17 protein-coding genes are annotated in these 16,306 nt (G+C 49.7%); 8 read left to right on the top strand and 9 right to left on the bottom strand.

Translation table 11 applies throughout. From position 1 onward, the window contains the following. Positions 1-22: 22 nt before the first annotated feature. From H7A02_02010 to H7A02_01975, 8 genes are all read left to right on the top strand, one after another. Positions 23-856 carry an SCO family protein gene (locus H7A02_02010; protein ID MCP5171030.1) on the top strand — a complete coding sequence of 278 codons (834 nt, stop codon included), beginning with the start codon at positions 23-25 and terminating at the stop codon, positions 854-856. Continuing rightward, positions 853-2,445: a cytochrome b N-terminal domain-containing protein gene (locus H7A02_02005; GenBank protein ID MCP5171029.1), complete on the top strand. Its 1,593-nt coding sequence runs from the start codon at positions 853-855 to the stop codon at positions 2,443-2,445. Before H7A02_02010 ends, H7A02_02005 begins: the two co-directional genes overlap by 4 nt. After that, on the top strand, positions 2,438-2,950 hold the full coding sequence (locus H7A02_02000) for a hypothetical protein (GenBank protein MCP5171028.1): 513 nt from the start codon (positions 2,438-2,440) through the stop codon (positions 2,948-2,950). The genes H7A02_02005 and H7A02_02000 overlap by 8 nt, the downstream gene beginning before the upstream one ends. 280 nt (positions 2,951-3,230) lie before the next feature. Further along, a complete protein-coding gene (locus H7A02_01995; GenBank protein MCP5171027.1) occupies positions 3,231-4,232 on the top strand; it encodes a COX15/CtaA family protein in 1,002 nt (333 codons plus the stop codon). Then, positions 4,225-5,283, top strand: coding sequence for a COX15/CtaA family protein (locus H7A02_01990; GenBank protein ID MCP5171026.1), 1,059 nt, complete (start codon positions 4,225-4,227; stop codon positions 5,281-5,283). Before H7A02_01995 ends, H7A02_01990 begins: the two co-directional genes overlap by 8 nt. Next, positions 5,280-5,864 carry an SCO family protein gene (locus tag H7A02_01985; GenBank protein ID MCP5171025.1) on the top strand — a complete coding sequence of 195 codons (585 nt, stop codon included), beginning with the start codon at positions 5,280-5,282 and terminating at the stop codon, positions 5,862-5,864. The genes H7A02_01990 and H7A02_01985 overlap by 4 nt, the downstream gene beginning before the upstream one ends. A 15-nt stretch (positions 5,865-5,879) precedes the next feature. Beyond that, the gene (locus tag H7A02_01980; GenBank protein MCP5171024.1) at positions 5,880-7,259 is read left to right on the top strand and encodes a cbb3-type cytochrome c oxidase subunit I; all 1,380 of its coding nucleotides are present in this window, start codon (positions 5,880-5,882) and stop codon (positions 7,257-7,259) included. A 129-nt stretch (positions 7,260-7,388) separates the two neighbouring features. Continuing rightward, positions 7,389-7,694 (top strand): cytochrome c, encoded by a 306-nt coding sequence (locus tag H7A02_01975; GenBank protein MCP5171023.1) that lies wholly within the window; start codon positions 7,389-7,391, stop codon positions 7,692-7,694. A gap of 59 nt (positions 7,695-7,753) precedes the next feature. On the opposite strand, the gene H7A02_01970 is transcribed toward H7A02_01975, so the two are convergent. The 9 genes from H7A02_01970 to miaA form a co-directional block, all read right to left on the bottom strand. Beyond that, complete coding sequence (locus H7A02_01970; GenBank protein ID MCP5171022.1) at positions 7,754-8,437, bottom strand: Crp/Fnr family transcriptional regulator; 684 nt, start codon at positions 8,435-8,437, stop codon at positions 7,754-7,756. A gap of 77 nt (positions 8,438-8,514) precedes the next feature. After that, positions 8,515-9,807 (bottom strand): adenylosuccinate synthase, encoded by a 1,293-nt coding sequence (locus tag H7A02_01965; GenBank protein MCP5171021.1) that lies wholly within the window; start codon positions 9,805-9,807, stop codon positions 8,515-8,517. Positions 9,808-9,848: 41 nt separating this feature from the next. After that, positions 9,849-11,051: an ATP phosphoribosyltransferase regulatory subunit gene (locus H7A02_01960; GenBank protein ID MCP5171020.1), complete on the bottom strand. Its 1,203-nt coding sequence runs from the start codon at positions 11,049-11,051 to the stop codon at positions 9,849-9,851. A gap of 28 nt (positions 11,052-11,079) precedes the next feature. Next, positions 11,080-11,277, bottom strand: coding sequence for a DUF2065 domain-containing protein (locus H7A02_01955; GenBank protein MCP5171019.1), 198 nt, complete (start codon positions 11,275-11,277; stop codon positions 11,080-11,082). A 139-nt stretch (positions 11,278-11,416) separates the two neighbouring features. Further along, entirely contained in the window at positions 11,417-12,289 is an 873-nt protein-coding gene (hflC, locus tag H7A02_01950) for a protease modulator HflC (protein ID MCP5171018.1), read from the bottom strand. A gap of 12 nt (positions 12,290-12,301) precedes the next feature. Continuing rightward, positions 12,302-13,456, bottom strand: coding sequence for an FtsH protease activity modulator HflK (hflK, locus tag H7A02_01945; protein ID MCP5171017.1), 1,155 nt, complete (start codon positions 13,454-13,456; stop codon positions 12,302-12,304). Positions 13,457-13,562: 106 nt separating this feature from the next. Beyond that, positions 13,563-14,879 carry a GTPase HflX gene (gene hflX, locus H7A02_01940; GenBank protein ID MCP5171016.1) on the bottom strand — a complete coding sequence of 439 codons (1,317 nt, stop codon included), beginning with the start codon at positions 14,877-14,879 and terminating at the stop codon, positions 13,563-13,565. Between the two features lie 26 nt (positions 14,880-14,905). Then, positions 14,906-15,166 (bottom strand): RNA chaperone Hfq, encoded by a 261-nt coding sequence (gene hfq, locus H7A02_01935; protein ID MCP5171015.1) that lies wholly within the window; start codon positions 15,164-15,166, stop codon positions 14,906-14,908. A 113-nt stretch (positions 15,167-15,279) separates the two neighbouring features. After that, complete coding sequence (gene miaA, locus H7A02_01930; protein MCP5171014.1) at positions 15,280-16,245, bottom strand: tRNA (adenosine(37)-N6)-dimethylallyltransferase MiaA; 966 nt, start codon at positions 16,243-16,245, stop codon at positions 15,280-15,282. Positions 16,246-16,306: the final 61 nt, after the last annotated feature.

Raw genomic sequence — 16,306 nt, 5'->3', positions numbered from 1 at the left:
AGTGAATAGAAATGAGTACTTAATGAGATTATTAATTCCTTTTATCGTCTTTTGTTTATCCGCAAACTGGCAACTTGTACTCGCGCAGAACACCGATCACCCGGCAGCAGTTGCTGACGGATTTGACCGATCTAACGCATTGGAAATCAGTCAAACCGCCATCGGTAACAAAGTAGATGACTATTTGTTTTTTACCAGTCAGGGCGTTCGCAAAAACCTTTCTGAGTACAAGGGAAAACCTCTGGTTATCAGTCTTATCTACACCTCGTGTCATCATATTTGCCCCACTACAACCAAACACCTGGACACGGTCATCGGTAAGGCCAGGAATGCGCTCGGCAAAGACAGCTTTCACGTCGTAACCATCGGCTTTGACACGGATAACGATACCGCAGATGCCATGCGGATATTCGCCAAACAGCAATCAGTACGTGCAGATAATTGGGATTTTCTGGCTACCGATAAAAAAACCATTACGTCGTTTTCGAAACAACTGGGGTTTCAGTTTTTTCCTTCAGCGAGTGGTTTTGACCATCTCATCCAGACATCACTGCTGGACAAAGATGGAGTGGTAGTCCGCCAGGTTTATGGTATTCAGTTCGACACGCCTCACTTGATAGAACCCCTCAAGCAACTGGTGTTTGGCGAGCAGCCCGATCAGTCGTTCTTACAACACATCGGCGGCAAAATCCGCTTGTTCTGCACCGTGTATGACCCCTATTCGGATACGTACCAGTTTGATTACTCCATTTTTGTAGGCCTTGTAGTCGGATTGGTAATGGGTGGGTTTATGGTTTTTTTACTGATCAGAGAATGGAAAAGCAGCAACGCTGCAAGGAAAGGAAACCGGTTGTGATAAGACGGCTGGAGGCGCAGACACTGGCTCTGTTGCAAAAACTGGAGAAAGGTTTTAACCACCTATTCGGGGAAGATCAAAACCCCTGGTATCAGCTGGGCGCCCTTTCCTTTTACTTTTACTGGATCGTAGTTATTACAGGTCTTTATCTATTTATCTTTTTCGACACCAGTATCAACGGTGCTTTCGAATCGATGGAAGCACTTACCCACCATCAGTGGTATGCGGGCGGTATCGCACGCAGTTTGCACCGATATGCCTCAGAGGCAATGGCAATCACTGTCAGCCTGCACATGTTACGAGAATTCTCTCTGGGCCGTTTTCGCGCTGCCCGCTGGTTTTCATGGTTTAGCGGCATACCGTTACTGTGGTTGCTTTTTGCCTCGGCAATTGGTGGTTACTGGCTGGTGTGGGACCAGTTCGCCCAGTACATTGCCGAAACCACCTCTGAGTGGTTCGGCTGGCTGCCACCCATTGGCGATTCGCTGGCGCGAAACTTTATTTCCAACCAGACCTTGAGCGACAGGTTCTTTTCGCTACTGGTTTTTCTGCACATAGCACTCCCCCTGTTCCTGCTGCTAGGAATGTTTATCCACATCAAGCGAATCAAGATGCCCAGAACCAGTCCGCCAAAAACCCTGGCCCGGCTGACATTACTGGCCTTCCTTGTCTTATCGTTAATCAAACCTGCTATCAGTATGAATAAAGCTGACATGTCAACGGTGGTCAGCAGTATCAACCTCGACTGGATTTACATGAATGTCTACCCACTGCTCGATATCCTCGGATTTGGCCAGGTCTGGGCACTGCTGGTAGGGTTTTCATTTCTGGCGGCGATACTGCCCTGGTTGTCACCCGATAAAAAAATCATATCAAAAGCGGCCGAGGTCAACCCGGCAAACTGCAACGGCTGCAGCTGGTGTTTTCAGGATTGTCCTTTTGAAGCCATCACCATGGTTGAACACGAGTACAAAAAAGGGCACCGACAAGCGCAAGTTGACCCCGATCTTTGTACCGCCTGTGGTATCTGTGCAGGCTCATGCCCTTCCGCCACGCCCTTCCGCAATGTGGAAGAATTAGTGTCTGGCATCGAAATTCCCGATTTCTCGCTGGATCACCTGCGTGACGAGACCCGTCAGAAAATAGAATCCCTCAGCGGCCATCAGGGAATTCTGGTTTTTGGCTGCGATCACGCACTCGATATCAACAGCATTGAGGATGACCAAACAGCGGTGATCAGCCTGCCTTGCAGTGGCTTGCTACCGCCTTCGTTTGCCGATTACGTTTCCCGTCAGCCACAGGTTAGCGGCGTTATTGTGAGTGGTTGCAGCGGCGAGAACTGTTATTTCCGCAAAGGCAGCGAATGGACTGAGCAGCGCTTTAACAGTGAGAGAATGCCACACCTGCGCACCAAAGCAGGCCAGCAGAAGGTTAAATTGTTGTGGGCAAACAAAGGAGAAGAAAGAGCCCTGCAAGAGGGCATTTCGCAGTATCGATCGGAACTGGCAGCGGCAATTTCTAATCAGGATGACACCATATCAACACACGTGCAGGCCGTAACTGAGCCAGAGGAAAAGCAGTATGACTAGCCACAAAACCTGGAAGTCATGGCTCGGTCAGGGACTTTGCTTCGGCCTGTTTATAGTGTTTATTGGCTATTTCTCAAATTCTCCGGTTTATCACCGAGGTGATGCCAATCAGGCAATGATAAAACTCAGCCTGCGACACTCGGGAAAGATTCTCGGTGAATGTCGTGAACGATCAAAAGATGAAATGGCCAAACTTCCGGAGAACATGCGTATCAGCAAAATCTGTCCACGCGAACGTTCACCGCTTCTGCTGGACATGCTTATTGATGATGAGTTGATCTACAGCAAGGCACTGCCACCGAGAGGCCTGCATAAAGACGGCATATCATCCATTTATTTTCGCAAGTCCGTTCCGGCGGGGAACATAAAGTTAAAGGTTCGCATGAAAGATCACATTGATATGGCGGCGTTCCCCTATCAGCTGGAAACGCCCGTAACACTCAAACCAGGACAAGTGCTGGTCATCGATTTCGATTCAAAGGAGAAGCAATTTACGCTTTTGTAGCACCATGGGGATCAACCACTTCCATTTGCCAAAAACCGCTGCAGCAGCTCAAAAAAAATAAGGCTAGAGGACAAAATAATAATGAAAAAAATAATATTTCTGTGCTTAAACGGTACGCCACTTTTTTGCTCCAGCAGGCGCAGCAACCAGTCAGAAAAGAAATAAAGAATTGCCGCCACCAAAGTAAAAAGCACTATTTCCACAATTTTCTCCGTTATCTTTTTAATGTCACAGGTATACGGCAAAAACAGTTTTTGAACCAGTTTACAGATCAAGAATAATGCAAAAAAACTCATCAGATAATCCGCAGAAAACACTGGCAAAAATCACCTTGGCGGTATTGGTTGCTACAGTGCTGATCAACTTACTCAGCGCTTACATTCGTCATACCGAATCGGGACTTGGCTGTCAGCCCTGGCCGGATTGTTACGCTGTCATCGGCCAGTATGTTGCCGCTGAAAAACCGGGAGATATAGCACAGAAAGCATTAGCACCTGCCATGGTCGCCAAACAGATACACCGCACTGTCGCCACACTTCTGGTTATCGGGGTTTTGCTACTGATCCATCAAAGCCGCAAACCCATGGCTATGAAAAACGCCAATCAGTCGCTGCCCTATCTGCTACTGGGGGTTATTGTGCTGTTATCCATTGTTGGCCCTGCCAGCTACCTGAAAACACTTCCCGTTATCGCCGTGATCAACTTGTTAGGCGGGCTCGCCCTGACGGGAATCAGCTGGTGGCTCTACCTGCAATTGAGTCAACAGATCTGTTCTGAAAACACACCACTGCAAATAGCCAAATGGCAGCCGTTACTGTGGCAGCTGGCAGGGTTGTTGCTTATCCTGCAAATCGCTCTGGGAGCCTGGCTGAGTGCCAATTTTGCAGCCTCGGCCTGCAACGCTCTGTTCTCCTGTCAGGCAACGGGAGATTACCTGAACACCGGTAGTGGCAGTTTCTGGTATTTCCGCGAATTGCAACTGGATAAAACCGGGCGCGTTATGTTCGATGCCAGTTCGTTGGAAATTCATCAGATGCATCGCTGGTCGGCAGTGCTGACAGGCATGACATTACTGCTCGCAGCAGGCAGTTTGTTGCGGCATCTGCCGCACCTGTCCACCCTTGTAGCAGGGCTTGTGCTGACGCAGTGGTTACTGGGTGTACTGATTATTGTTTTTAAGATCCCCATGACTTTAGTCATGGTTCACAATCTGAATGCTGCCCTACTATTGCTATCGGTAATGTCTGTTAACTTTCGATTGATATCCATAAAAAATGTTTAATTTTCAAGACCGTTACAATAAACAGATCGCGTTCTGGCTGTTTGTTTGCGCCACTGTCATCCTCACCATGATTCTGCTCGGTGGCGTAACAAGGCTCACTCACTCAGGTCTGTCCATGGTGGAATGGCAACCTCTGATTGGCATTATCCCGCCCCTCAATGAGGCAGACTGGCAACAGGCCTTTCACAAATACCAGCAGTTCCCGGAGTACCAGAAAATCAACCATGGTATGGACCTGGAAGGCTTCAAAATGATTTTTATGTACGAATACCTTCATCGGCTCCTCGGTCGTTTTATTGGCGTACTGTTTTTATTACCACTGCTGTTTTTCTATTTCTGCCACAGAATCCCAAAAGGGCTTACCCATAAGCTGGTCATCATTTTTCTGCTGGGTGGGCTGCAGGGGCTGCTGGGTTGGTATATGGTAAAAAGCGGACTGGTGGACAACCCCCGTGTCAGTCAGTATCGGCTTACTGCTCACCTGGGGGCGGCGGTGTTCATTTATGGCTATATTCTCTGGGTGGCTTTCGGTCTGGTTGGCAAGCACCAGCAACGCTGGTATCCGGCTGGCCTAAGGAATTTTTCATACCTGTTAACCAGCCTGATATTCCTGATGATACTATCCGGCGGACTGGTGGCAGGAACACGAGCCGGACTTGCGTATCCCACCTTTCCGCTGATGGGAGATTCCTTTATTCCACAAGGACTCTATAGCATGGCACCAGCCTGGCTTTCTGCATTTGAAGACATCACAACCATTCAGTTTAACCACCGTATGCTGGCCTACCTTATCCTGACCCTGGGTCTTCTCCTGGTAATCCATATCTGCCGCAGCCATGTGAGCGCTCAACTGCGTGCTGCGAGTTACTGTCTGGTCGCGGCTCTTCTGATTCAGGTTACGTTGGGGATCACCACACTACTGCAACATGTGCCTGTTGCATTGGCGTCGTCTCATCAGGCTGGAGCGATAGCACTGTTCACTGTCGCGCTTTTTATCAGCCACAACCTGCGCAGGCAAAAAACCTTCCTGCCTGCGGTAGCCTGCTCTTGAACAGAATAACGGTTATTGCTCTTGCCGCGGCCCTTCTTCTGATGGCGGTTATCGGATCCAGCCTGTTACACGAAAATACGCAAAAACCGCTACCCGTTCTCGAAGGGCTGGGTGGGGACTTTACTTTGCCTGGCACCGAGGGCAGGGATGTTTCTCTATCCCGATTCCGGGGCAAAGTGGTATTGCTTAATTTTGGCTTTACCAGCTGCCCTGATGTCTGCCCAACCGTACTGGCAAAAATGCGTAAAGTGCTAGAGCTGTTGCCTGACGCGGCCAATGACCTGCAACCGTTATTTGTCACCATTGACCCCGAGCGCGATTCCCTGGAGCACTTACATCACTACCTGTCTTACTTTCATCCATCCATTATTGGGCTGAGAGGAAACAGCCAACAGCTGCAGCAGGTCGCATCACTGTACAAAGTGCTTTATCAAAAAGAGGACATCAACTCCGCACTGGAATACGGATTTCTACACAACGACCATATTTACCTGATAGACCAGCAAGGCAAAGTGAGGGCCATGTATTCTGGTTCAGCTACCCCTCAGGCCATAGCCGATCAAATTGCCTCTCTTTTATAAGACCGATATTTGAACATGAGCACGCCATATAGTCTGCCAGAGTTACGACCTCACACCCGAGCACTTGCTATCGGGTGGATCTGGCTGGGAGTTTACGCTCTGGTAGCCGCGGGTGTGCTGGCAGTGTTACTGGCACTGTCGAGAACACCATTAATGCAAGAGTTGATGCCTGGCAGCAATTTTTTCAAAGTGGCGCTGGTCGTGCATGTGGACCTTTCCGTGGTGATCTGGTTTTTTGCCTGTACCGGTATGTTGTGGAGTGTCTTTGGAGCACCCAGGGAATCCACCTGGAATAAAACTGCATTCTGGCTGGCGGTGGTGGGCACCGTACTGATCAGTATTTCTCCTTTTTTTGGTACTGCCCAACCACTGCTAAACAATTACGTACCCGTGATCTTACAGCCGCTCTTTTTTACCGGGCTGATAATCGTGTCACTGGGACTGGTTATTCAGGCGCTATACTTTCTGGCAAACTGTTGTTCTTCAGCGGAAAACACCCCGTCAACGGCGGCACTGCGTTTTGCTCTGAGCCTGTCTGCACTCTGTGTACTAACGGCTGTCATTTGCGTAGCCATCGCCTATTACAAAATTCCGGATTCGATCACTGGTGAATTTTACTACGACCTACTGTTCTGGGGCGGAGGGCATGTCATGCAGTTCTCCAACACAATATTACTGTTGGTGGCCTGGATCATTCTGGCAGCAGCCTGTGGTAACGACTTGCGAATAAAACCCCGGCTGGCAATCATACTGTTTTTTCTGGTAGCCGTACCCGTCGCCTGGGTGCCGTTCCTTTATCAGCATCCAGTGGAATCTACCGAGCATATCCTGGGTTTTACGGAATTGATGCGCAAAGGCGGGTTGGCTTCAATCCCTATCGGCGTCCTGGTTTTCTTCAGCACCTTTCGATTCCCCAAACTCAACGACCAACAAAAACCACTCCGCGCAGCGCTGATCTGTTCTATCACTCTCTTTGCCGGTGGTGGATTGATGGGTTTTATGATCAGAGGTTCCAATACGGTTATACCTGCCCATTACCACGGCTCTATTGTCGGCGTTACGCTCGCACTGATGGGTGTTGTGTTTGCACTGCTACCCCGGCTGAACAAACCGATAAAACACCCCAGGCTCGCCTACTGGATGCCGTGGTTATACGGTATTGGGCAGGTTGTGCATATCACCGCCCTGGCATGGTCTGGAGGGCATGGTGTTAAACGCAAGGTTTCGGGTAGCGCCCAGCAACTCGATAGTATTCAGGAAATTATTGGCATGGCCGCAATGGGGATCGGCGGACTTGTTGCCGTTATTGGCGGCATTCTGTTTCTGGTAGTTGTCATTGCTGCATTGCGGGGACCCGCAGAAAACAAAATGCTTGATAACCGTCAATCGATATAACAAACTATTCACCTAGAATCGCAGCTAACCTTTAGGTACTTTATAACCCATGTGTAAACTGTACCTGTAAGCCTTGCCTGTCACTGTTTTCAAAGGCGCAGGCTGAATTATTCTGAATGGAGACCCGCAATGAAAAAAATCCTTATTCCGCTAATCACAGTCGCATTGTCCACCAGCGCTTCTTTTTCACTTGCCGGAGATGCGGCAGCAGGCCAAGCCAAAGCTGCCATGTGTGTCGCCTGCCACGGTGCCAACGGTATCAGCACCAATGATATGTGGCCAAACCTTGCTGGCCAGAAAGAAGGCTATTTAGCCAAACAAATGAAAGATTTCAGAGACGGAAAGCGTAATGATCCACTAATGGGCTCCATGGCCAAAGGTCTTTCCGATGCAGACATTGCTAACTTGGCAGCCTACTATTCAGGCCTCAAATAACCTGATCCGGATACAAAAAGCGCAGCCTTTGGCTGCGCTTTTTTTCATTGAAAAACCCACTATTCATAGTTTTTTAATGCGGACAAATCAAGCACCTTGATCTTTCGTCCATCGATATCAACGACACAATCTTCTTTCATGCGATTAAAAATTCGGGACAATGTTTCCGGCTGAATCGATAGCTGGGCAGCCATCATGTGTTTGGCCACCGGCAATTCAAATACCGGTTCTCCGGCACCATTCTCATTCAGCATATTCAAAAAGTAACGGGTAACACGGTTGGTTGAGTTCTTCAGCGACAACATCTCTATTTCCCGAAGACGACCGTGAAGCCTGTCGCAAAGATCACCGAGCAAATCAAAAGCCAGATCACCATCTTCACGAATAAGGGCCTTGTAATCCTGATTGGAAAAAGAAATCAATTCGGTTGCTTCAACAGCCTGCGCTGTCAACGGGTATTCCGGTATATCCTTGAACATCAGGGCAACCCCAAAAGACTGGTCAGCCCCGAACAACTCTATAATTTTTTCAGTGCCATCTGGTATCAGACGAAACAGCTTCACCTTGCCGGAAATAACAAAGTAGAAACGTTCAGCCCTCTCTCCCTGCATAAACAGCTTTTTTCCCCGAGGCAAATCCACTAAAAGTGCAGACTGCATCAAAGAGGCGAGCTGTTCATCACTCATATTTGAAAACAGGTGATGCTTGCGCAATATCTGGCCGTATAATTTTTTATATTCCATAGAACTACCTTTATTTAGGTTGTCTATCCGGGGCCTGCCTCACTACTTGCTTGCAAACACTCTACCACTGACCACACTTATTCAAAAGGGTGTCGCAATACAATAGTTTCAACCCGATCAGGGCCGGTAGAAATAATATCGATTGGCGTTGAGAGAATTTCTTCAATACGATTAATGTACGCACGTGCATTGGCTGGTAATTCGTCGAGATTTTTTGCACCTACCGTTGATTCTGACCAACCCGGCAGAGTTTCATAAACAGGCACCAACCCTTGGTAATCATCTGCATGACTGGGCATGGCGACATCAAAACCATCTGTATCGCGATACCCCACACAAATACTGATGGTTTCCAACCCATCCAGAACATCCAGTTTGGTCAGACAAATGCCCGATACGCTGTTAATACGGATAGCCTGCTTGAGCGCCACCGCATCAAACCAGCCACAACGCCGCTCACGCCCGGTAGTCGCACCAAATTCGTGCCCTTTGGTGCCCAAATGCCTGCCGACATCATCGAATAATTCGGTAGGAAAAGGTCCGGAACCGACTCTTGTCGTATAGGCTTTGGTAATTCCCAGTACATAATCAAGATAGAGAGGGCCAAACCCACTGCCAGTAGCCGTGCCACCAGCCGTGGTGTTGGAAGAAGTAACAAAGGGGTACGTACCGTGATCAATGTCGAGCAAGGAACCCTGCGCCCCCTCAAACATGATGTTCTGGCCCGACTCTCGAGAGCAATGCAGCAGACTGGTAATATCCGCGACCATCGGTTCCAGCTCATCGGCCCAGGCCATCGCTGCCGCCAATGTTTCATTGTAGTTCACCGCTGGCTGACCGTAATATGAAGTGAGCATGAAATTATGGTAATCCATGACTTCTTTTAGTTTAGCGGGAAACTTCTCTCGATTTATCATATCGCCGAGCCGCACCCCACGACGGGCAACTTTGTCTTCATACGCAGGCCCGATACCACGCCCTGTGGTGCCTATCTTGGCGCTGCCGCGAGCAAGTTCGCGGGCTTGATCCAGGGCAATATGAATGGGCAGGATCAAAGGACAGGCAGCGGACAACCGCAGACGCTTGCGAACAGGCACACCCTGCTCTTCCAGCTCACGCATTTCCTTCAGCAGGGCTTCCGGCGACAAAACCACACCGTTACCAATTAAGCAGCTGACATTATCACGCAGAATACCGGAGGGAATCAGGTGTAAAACCGTCTTCTTGCCATCAATTACCAGGGTGTGGCCAGCATTGTGACCGCCCTGAAAACGTGCAACCACACTGGCCTGATCTGTCAGAAGATCCACCACTTTGCCCTTGCCTTCATCGCCCCACTGGGTGCCGAGCACGACAACATTCTTACCCATATTTTTTACCAATACTTGCCAAATTTCAGAAAATGAGAAAATTATTCGGAGACAGTGACTACCCGGTAGTCACCGTTGTCGAAAACCAGCTGACGGTTACAGTGCAATTCAACGAAATCGGGTTGTTGTCCGGCAAATCCGCAGACCACCCTTTCACCCCTCGCGCGCAGCTCCAGAATGGTTTGCTGTAATCCTTCATCATAGCCCGCCGGGGCGTAGATACCACCCTCGACAGTATTCACTGAGTCATTACCCTCAGTACACGTCAATGCCGCCAGGTCATTGAGATTGACATTAAACCCTGTTGCCGGGCGAGAGCGACCAAATGCCTCACCAACGTGATCATAGCGCCCACCGTTGCCAATAGCCTGCCCGTGTCCGGGAGCAAAGGCAGCAAATACAATACCTGTGTGATAGTGATACCCACGAAGTTCACAAAGATCCAGGTAAATTTCCGCATCCGGAGCAGTTCGACCCAGTTGTGTAACCACTTCAGCCAGCTCATCGAGAGCGACTTCCAGTTCCGCCGGAGCCTCGGCAAAAACATCGCGGGCTTTATCAATAACCGTCACATCACCCGCCAGGTCAACCAATTGTCGCAACATTTCACCAACGCTGCGATCATTAACGTTTGTTGCCAGCCAGCTTTCCAGTTCCGGCACGGCCTTGCGCTGTAACAGGTCAAACAGGTCCTTCTCCTGCTCTTTGGTCAGTTCAGCAACTTCGAGCAAACTGCGGTAAATGCCGACGTGACCCAGATCGAGATTGATCTTTTTCATACCAGTCGTGCGTAGGGTCTGCACCAGCAGATTGATCACTTCCAGATCGGCCGCAAGGCTGGCCTCTCCGTACAGCTCCACACCAATCTGGATTGGACAACGGCTCTGTAAAGGGCTGCGCGGCCGGGTATAAAGTACCGTACCGGCATAACACAGACGACAAGGGCCTTTGAGACGCAAGCTGTGAGCATCCATTCGTGTTGTCTGTGGCGTAATATCAGCTCTCACGCCCATCATGCGGCCACTGAGCTGGTCTGTCACCTTGAACGTCAGTAAATCGAGGTCCGAGCCCGTGCCACTCAACAGTGATTCGGAAAATTCAACCATCGGAGGAATAACCAGGTCATACCCCCAGCTGTGGTAAATATCGAGTAAACTTCGGCGCAAACGCTCCATTTTCAGTGCGCGGTTAGGAAGAATTTCTTCTACACCATCCGGTAATAACCAGCGGTCAACCACTGTCATCGCTTTATCCTTCTCATCCAGGGCAACATTAAAAGCCAGCCCTCTTCAAAAAATATAGTGCTCCGGCGCCAATCAGCATACTGACAAGCCCCATCCTTCGCATATGACGGTCATCTATATTGGCCAGCATACCGGCCATATTACGCCAACGCCCCGGCGACAAAAAAGGCATAATTCCTTCGAGAACAAGCATTAGACAAAAGGCCCTTGCCAAATCAGCCCACATAGGTGCACCTGTTTTTTTCTTTTTTCTCAAGACAACAGTAAACAACAAAAAACCGGGTTTCCCCGGTTTGCCAATTCTAACATTGTCGTATCATCAATGCCGCACTTTTTGTGCGGCATTGACATACCACAAGGGCGCTTTAGTCACCTTTCCGGCTGTTTAAATAACGGAAAAAGTCACTTTTCGGGTCAACGAGAATGACATCATTTTTACTGGAAAAGGATTTTCTATAGGCGTCCAGACTACGCAAGAACGCGTAAAATTCCGGATCCTTATTGTAGGCGTCAGCATACACAGCTGTTGCTCTCGCATCACCTTTACCACGAAGTTGTTCAGCGGTACGGTAAGCATTGGCTTCGATAATGGTACTCTGACGATCAGCATCAGCACGTATTTTCTCGGCCTCTTCAAAGCCTTTAGAGCGGGTTTCCCGGGCTTCCTTCTCCCGTTCAGCCTTCATACGCCTATAGACCGGCTCACTGACTTCGTCAGGCAGATCAATTCGCTTAACCCTCACATCAACCACATCAACACCCAATGACTCCCGCACGGTTTTATTCAAATCATTGGTGATATTCTGCATTAGCATATCGCGTTCACCGGAAACCACCTCGTGCAGGGTGCGAGCCCCAAACTGATTCCTCAACCCGTCGTTGACCCGGCTGGCAAGCCGGTTGTGGGCCACTTCTTCATTACCACCGGTGGCCCGGTAATACTCACCCACATCAGCAATGCGCCATTTTGCATAGGAATCGACAATCAGGCGCTTTTTTTCGGTTGTGTAAAAACTTGCGGGCTCGGCATCCAGCGTCAATACGCGGGAATCAAACTTGCGTACATCCTCTGCAATAGGCCATTTCACGTGCAGCCCTGGCGCAATATCGTCATCCACCAGGCTTCCGAAACGCAGCTTCACAGCGCGCTCGGTTTCCTGCACCACATAGAGGGTGCTGTTCGCCAGCAAAAGAACCACGATGGCACCGATGATTATTGTAGTAAATCGACTATTCACACCTGTGCCCTCCTATCGAACATCTCTGCGACGAACATTACTGGTTTCCCGGCGAAGCCTGTCGATCACCTGTTCAGCCACTTTCTCCAGATCTCGGGGAGAAAGGCTTTGAGGAGAAACCACTTCACTAGCCTGTGGCTGGACAATTTTGTCCAGCGGTAGATACAACATGTTATTACCACCTTCTACGTCAACCAGCACTTTGGAAGCATTGCTCATCACGTCTTGAACCGCATCCAGATACATCCGCTGACGGGTCACTTCCGGTGCTTTTCTGTATTCGATCAGTAGCTGGTCAAAGCGTTGAGCCTCACCCTCGGCTTCGGCAATAACTTTCTCAAGATAGGCGTTAGCTTCTTCTATCGTGCGTTGAGCGCGGCCTCGGGCCTCGGGAATAATACCGTTGGAGTATGCCTGAGCTTCGTTTACCAGACGTTCACGATCCTCCCGCGCCTTGATAACATCATCGTAAGCTTCTTTAACCTGGGTCGGTGGCTTACCTTCCTGAATGTTAATGGTTCTGACGTAGATACCGGTTTTGTAAATATCAAGATAGGATTGCAGGCGCGTCTTAACTTCTTCAGCAATCTTCTCACGCCCGGTTGAAAGCACTTGATCCAGTGTACTACTGCCCACAACATGGCGCAGAGCACTCTCGGTGGCATGTTTAAGGCTGATTTCAGGGTTTTTAACCTGCAACACGAAAGCCTGCACATCGCTGATGTTGTATTGAACCGTCAATGGCAGCTCAACAATGTTCTCATCCTGCGTCAACATCAGGCTTCGCGTAGTGGTGTACTGCCGCTCCTCGGTAACCCGCACCTTAAGTACGCTGTCAACCAGCGGTGGATTCCAGTGCAAACCTGCCCCGACCGTTTCAAAATACTTGCCGAGCCTGAGTACAACGGCACGCTCTTTTTCGTCAACCTGATAAAAACCCAGCAAGCCCCAGGCAACAGCAATGATGCAAACGAGAATGAATAACAGGCTCTTCCCTGAACCACTGCTGTTACTGTTTTTACTGCCACCTGAACCGCCAAACAACCCGTCCATGCGCTTGCGGAATTTCTTCAGCACTTCATCCAGGTCAGGCGGACCATCATTCCGATTGCCGCCGCTGTTGCCACTCCAGGGATCTCTATCACCACCGGGCTCATTCCAAGCCATATCTGTCTCCGGTTAAAAATGTTATTTCTAGCTATGCGAAAGGCTGCTGATTGTAGCAAGCCTCAACGGAAAAACCACAGCAATCTGACAATGGACGTGTCGACTGTCAGGCAATTTTCTGATTTTCGGTCTGTTCAACCACTTTTAACTGTTCTATGGTCAAACCCTCGGATTTCAAGAGCCGCTGCAACTCCCGGCGCGGCACTCTTAACTCAAGCAGCGCAGCCCCTGTTTCAGTCGTAGTCTCGGCAAGCACCGCCTTGCTTTCATAAAGCTGAGAGCGCAACCGTGCATGCACAGGCGCCAACTGAACGGTTTCATGAACAATATCTTCTGCCAGCAGCTCACTAATAGCCTGCAACAGCTGTTCACAACCCACCCCTGTTTGCGCTGACAACCAGACCGCCACAGGCCTGCCGTTATGGTCGCGGTCAATACGGGGAGCAACATCATCCAGCAAATCAATTTTATTATGAACAATTAATGTTGGTAGCTGGTGCGCATGAATCTCTACCAGCACCTCATCGACACGTTCAAGCTGGGTGTGCCGATCTTCAGAATGCGCGTCAACCACATGCAACAGCAAACTGGCACTGGCGGCCTCCTCAAGCGTAGCGCGGAACGCTTCAACCAGTTTATGCGGCAAATGACTGATAAACCCCACCGTGTCAGCCAGGATCGTCGTTCCCACATCGGCCAGCTCAATGCGCCGCATGGTTGGATCCAACGTAGCGAACAGCTGGTCTGCCGCATACACTTCCGATTCGGTAATACGATTAAACAGTGTCGATTTGCCTGCATTGGTGTAACCCACCAGAGAAACCGTCGGAATGTCTGCACGCTGCCGCGAACGGCGCCCCTGATCGCGCTGCTTACGCACCTTATCAAGCCGTTTCAGAATTGATTTGATTCGCTCACGCAATAATCGACGGTCAGTTTCAAGCTGGGTCTCACCGGGACCGCGCAGGCCAATACCACCTTTTTGCCTCTCCAGGTGAGTCCAGCCCCGGACCAACCGGGTGGACATATGCTCTAATTGAGCCAGTTCCACCTGTAACTTACCTTCATGGGTGCGCGCCCGCTGGGCAAAAATATCCAGAATCAGCCCGGTGCGATCAAGCACCCGGCACTGCAGGGATTTTTCCAGGTTGCGCTCCTGACTCGGTGACAGGTTGTGATTGAAAATCACCAACCCGGCACCAGTCTCCTCAACGACAGAGCAAAGCTCTTCCAGCTTACCGGTACCGATAAACAGTTTCGGATGCGGAGTTAATCGCTTGCCTGTAATCAATGTGACCGGATCGCCACCAGCAGACAGAACCAGCTCTTCAAATTCTCTGGGATCTTCCGGTTCTTTTTCGCTGGCCAAGTCCAGATGGACAAGCACCGACAACTCACCGGATTCCGGTCGTTCAAAAAACAATCAGCATCTCCGGAAGATAAAATGCCCTAGCTATTGTGCGGATCAGAGTCTTCCTCTTGCCCTGGCGTGGCCATTGGCAAACGCACAGGTCGCGAAGGAACGATAGTTGATATCGCATGTTTGTAGACCATCTGGCTGACAGCATTTTTTAAAAGCACCACAAATTGGTCAAAAGACTCTACCTGGCCTTGCAACTTGATGCCGTTAACCAGAAAAATTGACACCGGCACGCGCTCCTTGCGCAATTGGTTCAGGAAAGGGTCTTGTAGATTATGCCCCTTTGACATGTTAGATCTCCTTTATAAAAAATAAACAAACCATTGAAAATACAGCAAGTTAGAAAAAGACCTGAACTTATTTTTCAATGTAGAAAACCGCTATAAACGGGCAGCCAATGATACTATTCGGCCTGCCTATTGTATATGGATCCTTTATGCAAAAATTTCAAGCAATTATCTAAAATTTCTTTCGGGCTTATTAGCGTTCCGTCCTCATTATCCAAGTAAAACCGCTGCAAATCAGGCCATTTTCTCAACCATGTCAGCTGCCGTTTGGCCAGCTGCCGGGTAGCAGCAACACCTTTTAACAGCATTTCATCATAGCTGAGATGCCCCTCCAGAAACTGCCACATTTGCCGGTAACCTACAGCACGAATAGCCGGTAAATCAGCATGAAGGTCGCCTCTCTCAAGCAGTGCGCGCACTTCTACCTCAAACCCCTGTACCAACATCTGCCGGAAACGCTGCTCAATACGCTGGTGAAGCCACTTGCGATCATGGGGCAACAATGCCAATTGAAAGATCTCGTAATCATCCTCAATCGGAGCACCGCCACCCCCCTGTTGATGCTGCTGGCGATACACTGACACCGGCACCCCTGTAGCACGAAAAACTTCCAGCGCTCGCTGAATTCTCTGAGAATGATTGGGATGAATTTTTGCTGCAGTGTCCGGGTCAACTTCCATCAACTGCTGGTGCATTACAGGCCAGCCTTTTTGCGCTGCTTCCGTCTCAATTGCCTGGCGAATAGCGGGATCAACGGCTGGCGCGTCCGACAACCCTTCCAGCAAAGCTTTGAAATAAAGCATAGTGCCACCTACCAGCAAAGGAATACGGCCCTTGGCAGTAATATCAGCCATTTCCCGGCGGGCATCGGTTACAAACTGCGCGGCAGAATAGGCCTCGGATGGATCGCAGATGTCTATCAGCCGGTGAGGTGCTTTTGCCAGTTCAACCGCACAAGGCTTGGCTGAACCAATATCAAGCCCACGATACACCAGCGCCGAATCAACGCTAATAATGTCAACTGGCAAATATTCGCGAAGGGCAATCGCCAGATCGGTTTTACCCGTTGCAGTAGGGCCCATAAGGAATATGGCGGGCGGTCTGAAAGGCAAAAAAGAAGCGGGTTGCGAAGCATTCGGTTCT

The sequence above is a fragment of the Pseudomonadales bacterium genome, from assembly GCA_024234435.1.
GTDB lineage: Bacteria > Pseudomonadota > Gammaproteobacteria > Pseudomonadales > Porticoccaceae > JACKOF01.
This window is presented reverse-complemented; position numbering and strand designations above follow the sequence as displayed.